General features: G+C 58.2%; 11 protein-coding genes. 1 reads left to right on the top strand and 10 read right to left on the bottom strand.

The features are described 5' to 3' along the window. Positions 1–6: 6 nt before the first annotated feature. The 10 genes from MJA45_RS05000 to fumC form a co-directional block, all read right to left on the bottom strand. Positions 7–2,550, bottom strand: coding sequence for a beta-mannosidase (locus MJA45_RS05000; protein ID WP_315606188.1), 2,544 nt, complete (start codon positions 2,548–2,550; stop codon positions 7–9). Positions 2,551–2,647: 97 nt separating this feature from the next. Continuing rightward, positions 2,648–3,724 (bottom strand): Gfo/Idh/MocA family protein, encoded by a 1,077-nt coding sequence (locus MJA45_RS04995; protein ID WP_315606187.1) that lies wholly within the window; start codon positions 3,722–3,724, stop codon positions 2,648–2,650. Positions 3,725–3,784: 60 nt separating this feature from the next. Further along, positions 3,785–4,639: a sugar phosphate isomerase/epimerase family protein gene (locus tag MJA45_RS04990; protein ID WP_315606186.1), complete on the bottom strand. Its 855-nt coding sequence runs from the start codon at positions 4,637–4,639 to the stop codon at positions 3,785–3,787. A gap of 21 nt (positions 4,640–4,660) precedes the next feature. Then, complete coding sequence (locus tag MJA45_RS04985) at positions 4,661–5,899, bottom strand: Gfo/Idh/MocA family protein (protein WP_315606185.1); 1,239 nt, start codon at positions 5,897–5,899, stop codon at positions 4,661–4,663. A gap of 44 nt (positions 5,900–5,943) precedes the next feature. Then, complete coding sequence (locus tag MJA45_RS04980) at positions 5,944–6,852, bottom strand: Gfo/Idh/MocA family protein (RefSeq protein ID WP_315606184.1); 909 nt, start codon at positions 6,850–6,852, stop codon at positions 5,944–5,946. A gap of 27 nt (positions 6,853–6,879) precedes the next feature. After that, on the bottom strand, positions 6,880–7,899 hold the full coding sequence (locus MJA45_RS04975; RefSeq protein ID WP_315606183.1) for a Gfo/Idh/MocA family protein: 1,020 nt from the start codon (positions 7,897–7,899) through the stop codon (positions 6,880–6,882). After that, a complete protein-coding gene (locus MJA45_RS04970) occupies positions 7,896–9,074 on the bottom strand; it encodes an N-acetylglucosamine-6-phosphate deacetylase (protein ID WP_315606182.1) in 1,179 nt (392 codons plus the stop codon). The genes MJA45_RS04975 and MJA45_RS04970 overlap by 4 nt, the downstream gene beginning before the upstream one ends. A 285-nt stretch (positions 9,075–9,359) precedes the next feature. Beyond that, positions 9,360–10,535, bottom strand: a complete 1,176-nt coding sequence (locus MJA45_RS04965; protein WP_315606181.1) for a DNA sulfur modification protein DndB — start codon at positions 10,533–10,535, stop codon at positions 9,360–9,362. Beyond that, a complete protein-coding gene (locus MJA45_RS04960) occupies positions 10,535–11,677 on the bottom strand; it encodes a DNA sulfur modification protein DndB (RefSeq protein ID WP_315606180.1) in 1,143 nt (380 codons plus the stop codon). Before MJA45_RS04960 ends, MJA45_RS04965 begins: the two co-directional genes overlap by 1 nt. 299 nt (positions 11,678–11,976) lie before the next feature. Then, complete coding sequence (gene fumC, locus MJA45_RS04955) at positions 11,977–13,365, bottom strand: class II fumarate hydratase (protein WP_315606179.1); 1,389 nt, start codon at positions 13,363–13,365, stop codon at positions 11,977–11,979. 199 nt (positions 13,366–13,564) lie between these two features. Between fumC and MJA45_RS04950 the strand changes: the two genes are divergently transcribed. Next, positions 13,565–14,353: an NAD-dependent epimerase/dehydratase family protein gene (locus MJA45_RS04950; RefSeq protein WP_315606178.1), complete on the top strand. Its 789-nt coding sequence runs from the start codon at positions 13,565–13,567 to the stop codon at positions 14,351–14,353. Positions 14,354–14,633 lie beyond the last annotated feature (280 nt).

The following is a 14,633-nucleotide window of genomic DNA, read 5'->3' as shown; positions in this document are numbered from 1 at the left end:
CGTGCGTCAGCCCCGAAACTCAGCCCCGTTCAACGCACGGATCGTAATATCGGAGGCGGCGATCGCCGTCTTCTTCCGATTGGTCGCAACGACCGACTTCCGCTCGCCCGGCATCAGATTAAAGTAATTGTCGGAGAACATCGTATGGTCGATCGGGCATTCCAGCTTCACGAAGCGGGCGAATGCATCGGTCGCAATCTCAAACTCGATCCCTTCAGGATGCTCCTTCTGGGTAATTTGCAAGCGGCAGGGGCTGAAGCGCAGCTGCTTCTGCTCGGCGAAGAAGTAATGGTTGTCATATACATCGTCACGTGTGCTTCTCGCAAAAAGGAAATGGCTTCTTCGGTCAATCACGCCGAAGCGCCATTCGATCTCCGCAGCGGAGTACCGGACGAGGCATTGAGAGCCATTCGGTTGGACAAGGACCTGGAAGCTCTGTTCATAGGTCGGGTTGCCGAAGCCATTTTGCACCCCCACGGTTATCGTATCCTCGAAGCTGTCGTACCGGTCATTCGTCACCCAGACGGAAACGCCTCCATCCTCCTCGTTCTTGAAGGAAAGCAGAATCGGGTTATAGAACCGGCGGGCAAAATAATACGAAGCCTTCGGAAACAGACAGAAGTCGATCAAGCTCCAGCTGATGCCGGGCCAGCAGTCGTTCAGCTGCCAGATAAGCGAGCCGCTGTTCTCCGGCTTTCGTCTGCGGAAATGCTCGACGCCGAACTTAAGCCCTTCCGCCTGGCAGAGCATCGAGAAATCGATGTATTGATCCAAGTCGTTCGGAAGCCCGGAATAAGCGGCCATCGTGATGTCCGCCTTCTCCGGCTCGTAATCCTTGTTGCGGTAATCGAGCTCAAAGCTGCCGTAATACAGCTCCGACTCGGGAAGGTAACGGCGCAGCGTTTCCTTCACCGTACTTCCGTGGATGCCGAATTCACTGCTGAACTTTGACGTATCCTCGGCATATCTCCGGTACGAAATGCCGTAAGCCGTCACGTCCATCTTGGAAGCTTCCCCGTACCGCCTGGGATAAACGTCGCCGGCCCACACGGCCCAATTGTGCGTATCCCCTTCTGAGAAGCTGTTCGGGTCGTTGCCGCCCCATGGAGAGCTCGGCCAGTACAAGCGGGTCGGGTCCAGCTCTTCGAGCAAAGCCGGCATCAGCTCGTGAAAAATCTTCTCCCCATAGAAACGGTAATCGCTTCGGTAATACATTTTCTCACTGTGAATCGCCTGGTTCTCGTTGTTGCCCGCCCAAATCGCGATACACGGATGGCTTCGGAGCGCCTTCACATTCGCGATCACTTCCTCGCGCACACTCGCCATGAAGGCCGCATCGAAATCGGGCACCTCACTGCACGAGAACATGAAGTCCTGCCAGACGAGCAGCCCTTGGCGCGAGCATTCCCGATAGAAGATGTCCTTCTCATAGATGCCGCCTCCCCATACGCGAAGCATGTTCATATTCGCTTCCCGCGACAGAGTGATCAGGTCGGTGTACCGTTCGTCCGAAATCGCACCGATGAAATTATGAGCGGGGATCCAGTTGGCACCCTTCGCATAGATGGGTTTGCCGTTCAGAATAAACGTAAACCGCGGACTACCGGTTTCCGAACGCAAATTCACTTCCATGGTTCGAATCCCCACCTGATCAAATGCCGCATCGAGCAGCATTCCCGTTCCCGGCTCCATCAGCCGGACAGACAAGTCGTACAGAGCCGGCGTTCCGTGATCAAACGTCCACCAGAGCCGAGGCTGCTCCACTTGGAAACAGACGATCGCTTTGCCGTCCTTCACCTCGGCCTCATACCGGAAGGCTTGATCGTGCCCTTCCAGAGTGACCTCCGCTAACAGCGGAAGCTCCGAGCCGTGCCCGCTCACCTCCACGTCAACCTGCACCTCGGCTTCGTCCGGCCCGATGGACAGCGTCCGGAAAAACAGGTGGTTGATGGCGGCCTTCTGTACCACCTGCAGCCACACGTCCTTCCAGACGCCGACGGTGACGATCCGCGGACTCCAGTCCCAGGAGAAGTTGCAGGCGCATTTGCGAAGCCAAATCCGCTCGTAATTGACCTTCGACCAGAAGCGGGACACGTCCTTCGTACGGGCGTATTCCACCACCGGGTCAAAACGGATAACCACCACGTTGCCTTGCTCCTTCAGCTTCCCGGTCAGCTTGGCGCTTACCGGCACGAACATATTGTCGGAGACGGCGACGGATTCCCCGTTTACGAACACCTCCGCCAGCGTGTCCAGTCCTTCGAAGGTCAGGAACGTGTCGGAGTCACTCTGTGTATCCGGACGGTCGAACTCCATGCGGTACACCCATATTTGACGCTCGATCCACCGGCATTTCTGATCGTTCGTCGAAACGTACGGATCCTCGATTCGCCCGTGCGCCAGCAGCGTCGAATGGACGTCCCCCGGCACGGCGACTTCCAGCCAATCCCCCTCGTTATAACCCGTACGATGAACGGCTGCCGGAATCTCCTCCAGCCGGTCAAAGCCTTGCAGCTTCCAGTTTTGATTCAGCTTGATCTTGTGCGTCATGCTCACGGTATCGCTTTCCCTTCCGGCCTCGCCGCTTAGGCGAGGGTCTTGTTCTTCTCTCTAACCAAGCGGGCGACAGGCTTTTTTGCTCCGAACTTTATGCGTAAATCTGCGGGTTTTGCCGGCGGCACTCTTCCATTACCGCCATTTGCTGGCGCACCTGCTCCGGTGTGACTTCGAGCGGCTCGCCGTTTACAAGCGTGCGATACAGCATGAGATACAGCTGCTCGGTCATGCTTTCGAAGGAAGTTCGATTATCCGGCAGCTGCACCTCCCAGCTGTCCGAATGCCAGGTAAGCTGTTCGTTGCAGTAGGCCGGCATCCCGTTTGCATTAAGAAGCGGCTCCCGAGTCAGTTTCTGCTCCGGCGCTTCCTCCGGCTTGAAATACTTCCACTCCAGCTTGGACGCATTCCCGCGAAGGCCGCCGTTCGTGCCGTGAAGGATATACGTGTCCCGCGAATAGGCGCTGCACGACGAGATTTCCAAGTCAATCGTCGGCCGTCCCGGACCGCGCATCAAAATTTTGACATAGTCCTCCGCATCGCCGAACGTGTTGGCCCGGTCCATCACGCACGTAATGTCCGGCATCGTGTCCGTTCCGAACAATTGCAGCGCCATGTCGACGGGATGCGGGCCGGTGTTGAGCAGGTTGCCGCCGTTGTTGCTTTGCAGCGTCTGCCAGTCCCAACGGCGGGCGAAGCCGCTGTACGTGAAATCGACCTGAACGATCCGGCCGAGCACACCCGATTCGATCACTTTGCGCATTTGCGTAAACGCGTGCAGGTAGCGCGACTGCTGGAAGACGGCCAGCACTTTGCCGGCTTTCTTGGATGCGGCAATCAGGTCGTCCACCTCTGCTGCCGAGCGGGCAAGCGGCTTCTCGCAAAGCACGTTAAAGCCCCGGTTCAGCAGCTCCAGACTGATCGGATAGTGCTGATGGCTCGGCGAAGCATTGACCACCAGATCGAGCTGTTCCTTCTCTACCATCTCTTCCCACGTCGCATAGGCGTTGCAGCCATATTCCTCAACCGCAAGCTGCTGCCGGTCCGGAAGCGAGTCGGCGATTGCAGCGATTCGATAATAGTCCGGAATCTTCGCCAGCAGATTGCCGTGAATGTCCCGCCCGCTTCGGCCTTGTCCGATAATGCCAACCTTTACCACTCGTTCACTCATGTGTACATACTCCCCGTTTCCAGTAGAATAATCCTGCTAACCTTCCTCTTATAGGCCCGGCTACAACTCGGCAGCTAAAGCCCGCAGCGCATCCAGCGTCATCCTCGTGCCGGTCATGGGCTTGCCCCCCGCGGGCACGAAATGCGTTTCAATCGTAAACAATCCGTCATACCCGTCTTCCAAAAGAGCTTTGAGCTGGGCGATCACCGCTACCTCTCCCGACCCGAGCGGGACGCAGCGGGATGACCCGCTGCCCGTTCGATACGCGTCTTTGAGATGGACGTGAGCAAGCGTATCTTTGACGCTTGCGTAGCCCGCCGGGAACGCCTCGCGGCCTCCGAACGCTTCGTTGCCGGGATCCCACAGGGCTCGAAGCGACCGGGAATCGACGGCGCGCACGAGGTCCGCCACTTCGGATGCGTGGCCGCCGTTGCAGGAGCCTTCGTTCTCAAGCAGCAGAACGACGTCCTCCTGCTCCGCGAGCGCCGCCGCTTTATTCAAATGGCCGACAATTTCGTCAAAATACTTCTCCGGCTCCTGCTCCCGCCAGAACGAAAAGATTCGGATTCGCCGGGTGCCGAGCTTCTTCGCGATCGCGATGACCCGTTCCAGCTTGGCGAAATGCTCCTCTACCCCCGTCTCCTTCTGGCCGAACGTGTCGCCGGAGGCAACGGCTCTGGACGGATCCAGCGCACACTTGAAGATCGGGGAGGCGAGCGCGGTTACGGATAAACCGTGCTTCCGGATCGCCAAGCTGACTTCCTCCACCGCTTCATCGTCCAGCTCGGCTGCGTTCACTCCGTCGACGACGCGAATCTCTACATGCTTTAGCCCCTGTTCGCGAATCCAATCCAGCGCTTCTGCAAAATCAGGGGATACTTCGTCCGTCAGGACGCCTACCCGGTCCATGATCATAGGGGGTATCTCCATTCTTCCTTATAGTTCGAAACGAAATCGCTGCGGAAAGGTCCGATAATCCCTTAATTCGAACGGCTCCGTCGGCTCCGCCCAGGGAACCCCCATCTCCGCGAAAAGCCTGCCGCTGTGAAATGCCTCCCGGATGGCCGTTTCAATCCCCTCGATATAAGCCGCGGGCTCGCCTTCAGCTGTCGGACGACGGATGTGTGCGGCCGGGATTGGCTTAATCCGGCCCGCCGATTCGAACGCCCCGTTCGCAACAAGGGTGAACAGGCGTGCCGATTCGATGGAAACGTCCAGGCGCTCGTCGAGTCCGTCTAGGGATTGAATTAAGTTCCGATAACGCCGCTCGAGGAGTGTGCCTTCGCCGCAGTCGTGAACCCGCTCTTCTCCATCCGCGTATACCGTGACTTGATTGGCGTAATCCCACTCCAGCGCTCCGTGAGTGCCCTCGATTCGAATACGCTGCGGCTCGATTTCTCGTGCGCATAATGTCACATAGAACGTAAGCTCCGTTCCGTCACTCATCTCGACGCGCATCGCCGTCGTGTCGTCACTCTCGATTGCGCTCGCATGGTACATCTCGGCCGTTACGCGCACCGGTTCCGCCGCCCGGCCGGTCCCAACGCCCGACAGAAGCTGGGCCAGATTCACCATGCTGTAGAGCAGATGAGCCGCCGGGTTATGGAAGGAGCCGTCCAGCACCAGGTTCCCGTTCACGCTCAGCTTGCCTGCCCATGGCGTACGGTGGAAGTACGCTTCGGTCCGCAGCAGAATCGAAAGGCCCTTGATGCGCTTCACCTCGCCAATGGCACCGGAGGCCACGGTGTCGGCAATCGTTCTCTGCGCCTTCGAGGACGGAGTCATGAAATTGACGGCACATTTCTTCCCGGTCCGTTGGGCAGCCTCTACAATCCGGTCGACCTCCTGGATGGTGGCGCCCGGCGGCTTCTCCAGCAGCACGTGATAACCGGCTTCCATCGCATCGATGCTCATCTGGGCGTGAAACGAAATCGGAGTCGAGACGATGACGATATCCGCTCCCTTCTCCCCCGCCAGCATGTCCTCGTAATCGCCGTAATGCCGAATGCCCTTTTCCCGGATGACACTCATGGCGGCATCCGGGATGCGCACATCGCTCACCGCAGCGAACTCTAGCAGCCCTTCGGTCTGCAGCCGGTTCAATTCGTTAAAATGATTTCGGCCAAAGCCTCCTGCCCCGATCAGCAGCACCTTCCGCTTGCCCAGCGCGCCCACCCCCCTTTTCCGGCATTGAAAAATCTGCAGGGAGCGAATCCCCTCTACAAAGCAACCGTCTTCCCGCTTTCCCGGCTTTCGTTGGCCGCTTCAATAAAACGGATAATCTCGATCGTTTCTTCGTGAGGCACGGGAACTTGGCCCGATTCGAACATGCCGATCACCCGCTGCATCAATCCGGCATACGCTCCCATGCCGTCTGCAGCCAGGTCGGCGAACCGGCTTCCTTTTTCCCGATGAATGACAGCACCCGCCGTTCCGTTCGGATGGGGGTTTCCGCGCACAATTCCAATGCGCCCGTCCGCCCATACTCCGGTGATCACTTCCTGATCGCCTGCCCGGGTCGCCGTGACAGCCGTACAGCCCGTTCCCATAATCGCATACAGCACTTCCACGGTGTGAATGCCGTACCAGTACCAGCCGGGCTGCGTCGGCATGAAGTCGATCACGCCGTAGCTTTCCGCCCCCTTGATCGGTCCGTTCTCTTCCTCCTGAAGCGCTGCGATCAGCTCCCGGGCATACCGGCGTACGGATGAGCTCATGCACGGAATGCCCTTCTCTTCCGCGATGGCCATAATGGCACGCGCATCGGCGGTGCTGACGGCGAGCGGCTTGTCGATAAACACCGGCTTGCCGAAGGACGCAACGGCCCGGAACTGATCGAGATGCACCCTCCCGTCGACCGACGTAAGCAGGATGGCATCCGCTTGCTCGGCGACCGCTTCGGGCGATCCGACCATCTGCACGCCGTACTCCTCCGACAGCTGCTTCGTAAAGCCGTCCACCCGGTTAATGCTGAGCGGAAAATCAGCCGAGCCCCCGGGATAGCCGACCTTCACTCGGAAACCGGAATCGAGGAACAGCTCATAGTCCGGATTATTCAATATTCTGGTAAAGGCAATGGCATGGGACGTATCCAGTCCGATCAATCCGATTTTTTTGGAAATGGTCACAATGGTTCGCTCCTTTGGTAAGCCGAATTATTCCCAGCCCATCGCTTTGCCCTCGCTGGCGGACGACGCATAGATAAGCTCGATAAGCCGGACGGCGTCTCTTCCGTCCTCCCCGGTGACGGCCGGGGGCCGCCCTTCGCGGATCGCCCCGATCACATCCATAATCTGCTGCTTGTGATACGTGTGGGATACGTTTCTGGGGTTCGACGCGCTGCTGCCGGCTTCGCTTAAATGGTCCAGGTCCGGCAGCGGCACGCCCGGCACCGACCAGTGGACGATCCGCGTGCCTTCGATCTTGATTGATCCTTGTTCCCCATAAAGGTGGAAGGTGGGGTCGTACCCCGGCACCATGCTCGTGGAGCACATGACCGACGCAAAGGCGCCGCTCTGAAAAGTGAGCAGGGCCAGCCCAATGTCCTCCGCTTCCATCCGGTGCGTCTGCGTCGCGACTCGGCCAATGACGCTGCTCACCTTGCCGGCCATCCACAGCAGGAGGTCGATCGAGTGAATGCCCTGGTTCATAAGCGCCCCGCCGTCCTCCGCCAGCGTCCCCCGCCAGTCCGCAGAATCGTAGTAGGACTGATCGCGGTAATACGGACGGGAGATTTCGAGCAGCAGCAGCTTTCCGAGTCTTCCCTCCTCCAGCACTTGCTTCACCAGCCGATGATGCTCGTTAAACCGCGATTGGGAGATGACGGAGAGAACGAGTCCGCTCTGCCTCGCCAGCTCGATCATGGCCGAAGCTTCGGCTGCTGTCATGGCGATCGGCTTCTCGACGATCAGGTGCTTGCCGGCCTTAAGCACGTCCCTGCCGATGGAGCCGTGGCTTCCGCTCGAGGTGCAGACGCAGACTACATCGATGTCGGGCCTCTTCAGCAGCTGCGTATAATCCGTCGTCCAGGAGCAGCCGAAGCGTTCGCCGGTTTGCTGCGCTTTGCTCCTGTCCCGGCTCGCTACCTCGACAATGCGCGCACCGTCCGTGTCCGCCATCGCTTTCAGATGAACATCGGCAATGGCGCCGCATCCGATCAATCCGAACCCGGTCATAAAGGCATTCTCCTCCCGTCTTTATACGTGTCGAGTAGGCGAATCCGGGTACGGTCCCAATCGAAGAGGACGAAATCGGCCGGGGCTCCGACGTCCAAGCCGGTTTTCGTCGGCAAATCCATGAAGAGCGACGGCCGGATGGAGGCCATGTCCCACGCTTCGGGCAAACCCGCCAGCCCGTTGTTGACGAGGTGTTCGATTCCCCACGGCAGCATCTGCCCCGAGCCTGCAAGCAGCTCCGGATTGTCGCGCAGATGAATCCGGCCTTCCTCCGTCTTGACGACGTGAATCCGCCCATGGGAATGGTAAGGACCCGGAGCCAGCCCGCTCAGATGAACGGCGTCGCTGACGAGCATCGCTTGATGCCCCTTGGTCTTCATGACGACCTTGATGAATGAATCCGGAATATGAAAGCCGTCCGCAATCAAGCAGGTCCACAAGGCGTCGTTTGCCAGCTGTTCCCACAAATAATTCGGATGCCGCGGCAGAGTCAGATGGGCGCCGTTGCCAAAATGAGTCGACATCGTCGCTCCGGCCAGCACCGCCTCGCGAATTTGCTCGGGCGCCGCCGCCGTGTGGCCGATGGACACCTTGACCCCGCTTGCGGTGCAGCGCGCGATGAACGACGCGGCGTCCGGCCATTCGGGGGAAAGCGTAAGAAGGCGGATTCGACCGTTCGCCGCCTCCTGCCAGCGCTGGAACTGCTCCCAGTCCGGCGCTTTCGTGAAGGCAAGCGAGTGGGCGCCTCGCGCACCGTCCTCCGGCGAAAGGAACGGTCCTTCCAGATGGATGCCGGCAATGCAGCGGGCGCACTCGCGGTACGCCTCACACGCCTCGGCGATCGTGCTCATGGCCGTTTCGATCCGCTCATCGGCGTTCGTCGTCACCGTCGGATAATACGTGGTGACCCCTTCCTTCCAAAGCGCCTCCGTTGCGGCCATGACGCGCTGCGGATCCATCGGAAACTCATTGAAATCAAGGCCCCTGTAGCCGTTAATTTGCAAATCGACTAAGCCGGGAGCAAGGAAAGGGAGCGGCTCCCGATCGCTTGGCCCGCTTCCTTCCGCTTGCGGATCGCACGCCTGCATGCGCGCAATTTTTCCTTTCTGAACGGTGACCTCCACCGCTTCGTTCGTACGATAATGGCGTGCCCGTATGGTAAATGGCGTTCCCATCGGCTCCCCCCGCTTCATCCTTTTACTGTCCTATAGGAGTCAAGATTAGCTTACAGGCTTATCGGGCGGCAGACGATGTGGCAAATGTGATGTTTACTGGGAGGATTTTGTTCAAGTTAGCGGAGGCTCCATTAACAAAACCTTCCTACGTGCCCGGGCATCGTTGAGAAACACCCTGGCGGGTCCAGCCATGGCGTGCTTCGGGATACGACCGCACGCCAAAAAGCCCCGAACAGAATTCGGGACTTCTCTTCTATAGCGAGGAGGACTTTCTAACTGCCTAGGTCACGCATGGGCGGCGGCATCCTCGTCGGCCTGCTCCGCCAGCCGCTTCTCGAACAGCTCCACCAGCTTCGCATGCTTGCGCAGCGACTTCTCGTGGATCAGGTTCAGCTTTCCGTTGTCCATCACCCCGAAGGCTTCGACCATCTCTTCGTTCTCCTGTGTCCAGTCGAACCCGTCCAGCATGAGCAGGCTGTTGGTCCAGCCTTCCTTGTATTTGTCGCCGTCGAACAGGAAGCCGTGTGCATACAGCGCCAGGCTTTCCTGCATCACCCGGCTCGAGCTCGTGAACTGCGGAAGTCCCGGCTGCTCCGGCATGTACGGAATGACGGTGTTGAAGAATTGGTGCAGCATCTCCACATGCGCCGACAGGTCCCTGCGGATTTTGCGGGCCAATTCGTAGGATGGCTGCATCCGGCCGGAAAAAAGCATGCAGGCCGTCGAATACAGCCAGCTGTAAGACGTGAAGTTCTTGTTGAAGGAGGTCAGGTTGCTGCGCTTCTCGACACCGGCTACCCGCAGGAATACATTGTGGTCCACCACTTGCTGCAGCACCACATTCAGCGGATCCGTCGAATCGAAGGAGTGACCGAGCTCCTTGCTGACGAGCTGCACCTTGGAGTTGATGTCCCCGAACAGCTGCTGCTCCTGCTCTTCGCTGAAGCCGATGTAGACTTGGGCGGACAGCTCCGTTTCGAGCAGGTCGAGGCGTCTTGCCTCCATCTGCTCCACCAGACCCGTCATCTGCTCAAGCTCAGCGGCAATTTCGGTGTCTTCGGGTTTTTTACGCTGTTTAACTTTAAGGGCCGAAACCTTCTTCTCGTACTTGCGCACTTCCTTCTGCATCTGCTCGTTTACGTGCCCGAGCGCCAGAATCCGGTGCTGGCCGTCGAGAATGCTCAGCTTGGAGCCGTGGCGGAGAAACAGCCTCTCGTCCTCCTTGGCGAGCTGGTTCACATCCCGAAGGGACAGGGTGACCGGGCCGAAGAAGACGTGGTCGAGCTCCCGCTCCTGAAGGTAATTCCCGATCTTCCGGCGCTGGCCCGCGCTCAGCTTGCGCTGGACCATCGGGTCGATCATCGTGTAATTCAACAAATCCGAAACCTTCAGCGAAAGCGTGGCCAGGCCGAACTTCTCGCAGAAGGGATAGATGCTCATAGGCAATGCCAAGCCGTCCATCAGCCGATCTCCTCCTGTTCCCCTTCACGAATCAAGAACAAATGATTCTGCTCGTAAAATTCTTTAATGAACTGGTAAGCCTTCATGATCCGCGAGCGGCGCGGAAGCCGGGCTCTTTCGTCTCCCGTGTAAATGTCATCCCACTTGATATACGGAAGAATCTTCATCGCATGCTGCAGGGAATAACGGTTGAACTTGGCCGTCTTCACCGACTGCTCGTGGAAGAACAGAGCGAGGGCGAGCTGCACGTTCTCCGACCAGCTCACTTCCCCGGGACTCGGCTCCGGCAAGTATTCGAGCAGCTTGGAGAAATAGAGGGACGCATTGCGCAGATGCTCCTCCTCGTCCTGCTGCGTGAATTGATAGCCGTTGTTGCGGGCCGCCGATTTCATCCGGCCTTCGAAGAACGCCGCCAGAATCTCGATCAGCAGATGATAGGAGAAGAGATACTCGGGACTCTTCCCTCTCTCCGAGAACGTATCGACGCCAAGCTCCCGGAGCGTAGGGTCATGCTCGGCCAGCCTCGTCGCCAGCACATGATAGAACCGGCGCTGGTCGCGCAGCACGGCAAGGTTGCCTCCGATTTTGCGGGGAAGCTTGTTGATGTCGGAGAAGAGCTGGCGTTCCTGCCGGGCGGAAATGTCCAGATAGAACATAACTGACATCGGGAAATCATACAGCCGGCTGAGCTGCTCCGTGATCTCTTCGATCCGGTCGTACTCCCGGCGGTCCTTCGCCCGGGCCATGGCGCTCTGAAGTGTCTCCATCAGGCGCTGGAAGGCGGCCAGCCGGTGCTGGCCGTCGACCACATAGGCCTTCTCGATCGGCTGCATTAGGTAGACGCCATCCTCGGCGTCATAGCGGCCCGCCCCCCGGGACGACAAAATAATGCCCGGGAAATAGATGGCCTGGCGGCCTTCCAAATAAAGTTTAATATAGTCCATCAGCTTGGAGAGATTAGCCGGAATCAGGCTCCTCTGCACCTCCAGGTCCACCTCATAGATGGACAGGAGCTTGCTGACAGGCAGCGTAGTGGACAGCGTCTGCTGACCGAAGGTACTCGCAAGCCTACCCGGAATTTCCACATAGGACCCGGACTTGCGTTCCCCCATCAATTCCGACAGGGAAGAAATGGTATCCATAACTTTCCTCGCTTTCTTATATTCTAGTGTCTTATCCGCAAATGAAGTTCTGCTTTCCTATTGATTTTTGTGCGCCTACAGAGGCTTTCTCGCCAACAAAGTTACCGGATAAGACACTAGTGCCTTTCTTAAGAGGAACGGCGGCCGGTTAAGTTAAAAGGGTACCTGCCGGCTGCTCCGCTGCGGCTCTTGTGCCGCCGGGACAGCCGGCAGGATCGGAATCGAACCCTACTATATACCATTATATAAAAACTATGGCTCTCCTATACCCTCCAAGACAGCGGGATCCGAAATATCCCTTATTCCTTCGGATGAATCATCTCTTCCGGCCGGACGAAGGAGTCGAACTGCTCCGCCGTCACATATCCGCTGCGGACTGCCGCTTCCTTAAGCGAAAGGCCTTCTTTATGCCCGAGCTTTGCGATGGCTGCGGCCTTCTCATAGCCGATATGCGGGTTAAGGGCGGTCACGAGCATCAAGGAATCCCGCAAATAGCGGTCGATGACCGCCCGGTCCGGTTCGATGCCGACCGCGCAGTTGTCGCGGAAGGAAACCATCGCATCCGCGAGCAGCCGGACGGACTGTAGAAAATTGTAAATGATCACCGGCTTGAAGACATTGAGTTCAAAATTTCCCTGGCTCGCCGCAAAGCCGACCGCCGCGTCGTTGCCCATCACCTGGCACGCCACCATCGTCATCGCCTCGCTCTGGGTCGGGTTGACCTTGCCCGGCATGATGGAGCTTCCCGGCTCGTTCGCCGGAATGGTAATCTCCCCTATGCCGCACCGGGGACCGCTCGCCAGCCAGCGCACATCATTGGCAATCTTCATCAGATCCGCGGCGAGCGCTTTAAGCGCCCCATGTGCGAATACCGCCTCATCATGGCTCGTCAGCGAGTGAAACTTGTTCGGAGAAGACACGAACCGGGTCCCGGTGATCCGGCTGATCTCTTCCGCAGCGGTTTCCCCGAACCGCGGGTGGGCGTTCAATCCCGTGCCGACGGCCGTCCCTCCGATAGCGAGCTCTCTCATCGTATCTGTACTCGTTCGGATCATCTCCGAGGTCTTCACGAGCATATGATGCCATCCGCTGATTTCCTGCCCGAGCGTAAGAGGAGTCGCATCCTGAAGGTGAGTCCGGCCGATTTTGACAATGTCCCGGAAGGCTTCCATTTTATCGGCAAATGTGGCCCTCAGCTCTTCAAGCGCCGGCAGAAGCCGCGTTTCGACAGCCGTCACGGCGGCGATATGAAGAGCCGTCGGGAACGTATCGTTGGAGCTTTGGGAACGGTTCACATCATCATTGGGATGAACCCGCTCCGTACTCCCCTTCTCCTCCAGCAGCTGATTTGCCCGGCGGGCGATCACTTCATTAACGTTCATGTTGGATTGGGTGCCGCTCCCCGTCTGCCAGACGACAAGAGGGAAGTGCTCGTCCCACTGTCCGTCCCGGACCTCATCGGCGGCCGACGAGATGGCCTCGGCCCTCTCCCGGTCCAACTTGCCCAGCTTGAGGTTGGCCTGGGCGGCCGCCTTCTTTAGAACGGCGAACGCCCGGATCACCTCAAGCGGCATTTTCTCCGTTCCGATCTTGAAATTCTCCAGGCTCCGCTGCGTCTGGGCGCCCCATAATTTATCGGCGGGAACCCGAATCTCCCCCAGTGTATCTTTCTCCATACGGTAGTCCATGCTATTCGCCTCCTTCCCCCCATTATACCCGTTTCCCCCATCCCTTTAAAACCGACGGGAATGCGGCTTCTTCGTCCCCTTCTTCGACATTTGAAAGCGTTTTCCCTTTCTGTCGAACTGCGGTCTGTCAAAAAGTTCGGGCACTTTCCAGAAAAAAGGGTAAGAATACAAAGATAACTATCCTGCGAGGTGATGAAGCATGCGAAAGGTTCTGCTAACGGGGGCTGGAGGAACGATTGGAAGCTGCTTGTATGAAGGCTTGAAGAAGACCGGACGCTACGAAATCAAGGCGGCCGACCTTCACGAGGACCGCTCCCGGGGAATTCAAGCGTTTGATGTGACGGATAAGGACAAATGGGTCGAGCTGACCCGGGGCGTCGACACAATCCTTCATTTTGCCTGGGCGAAGGACGAAGAAGATTTCTTGGGCAAGGTTCTGCCCATCAATGTCACCGGAGCGTATTATATGTATGAAGCCGCCCGGGTCAACGGCGTGCGCCGGGTCGTCTTCGCGAGCTCCAACCATGCGACCGGCTTCTACCCCACCGGTACCTCGATTACCCCCGAGTCTCCTTACCGCCCCGACAGCTTCTACGGGGTAAGCAAGGCCTACATCGAGCTGCTCGGCCGTTTCTATACGGACAAGCACGGGCTGGAATCGGTCAACATCCGGATCGGAAACTTCCCGTCCGACAATCGGCCTCATTCCGAGCGATCCGGTCACATCTGGATCTCGAACCGGGACATGGTCCAGCTGACGGAGCGCTGCATGGAAGCCGAGCTTAAGGACAAGTTCCTCGTGCTGTACGGGACGTCGCGAAACTCCGACAACTATTACGACATCGGCTATCTCGAATCGCTGATCGGGTATAAGCCGCAGGACGACGGAGAGAAGCTTATCGAGGAAGCGGAAGCCAGAGGTCAAGAGGTCAAGCAGGATGAAACGGCCTTCCAGGGCGGGGGCTACACGCAAAAGGAATCCAAGTAGCACAGAGCCTGCTTGGTGCGGCACCGTTCCTCTTGTTTCTTCGACCTGATGGAAACGAGGAAGGTTGGCCGGGGGAAGCCGAAGTGCCGGCCCCTGGCTTTTTTATTTCTCCTGAACCTCCTCCGGTTTCCTATCAGCTTTTGCAAGGGGTAGTTGCATTGCCGCTTATAGGCCATGTTCCGTCATAGAAACCTGTCGCCTGCCCCTTCATTCGACGGCGGGTCACATTTCCTGGGAAATAGACTCGAATGATCCCTTGTTGAACTTCGACATTTTGCAG

It is taken from the genome of Paenibacillus aurantius (assembly GCF_032268605.1).
Classification (GTDB): Bacteria; Bacillota; Bacilli; order Paenibacillales; family NBRC-103111; genus Paenibacillus_AO; species Paenibacillus_AO aurantius.
This window is presented reverse-complemented; position numbering and strand designations above follow the sequence as displayed.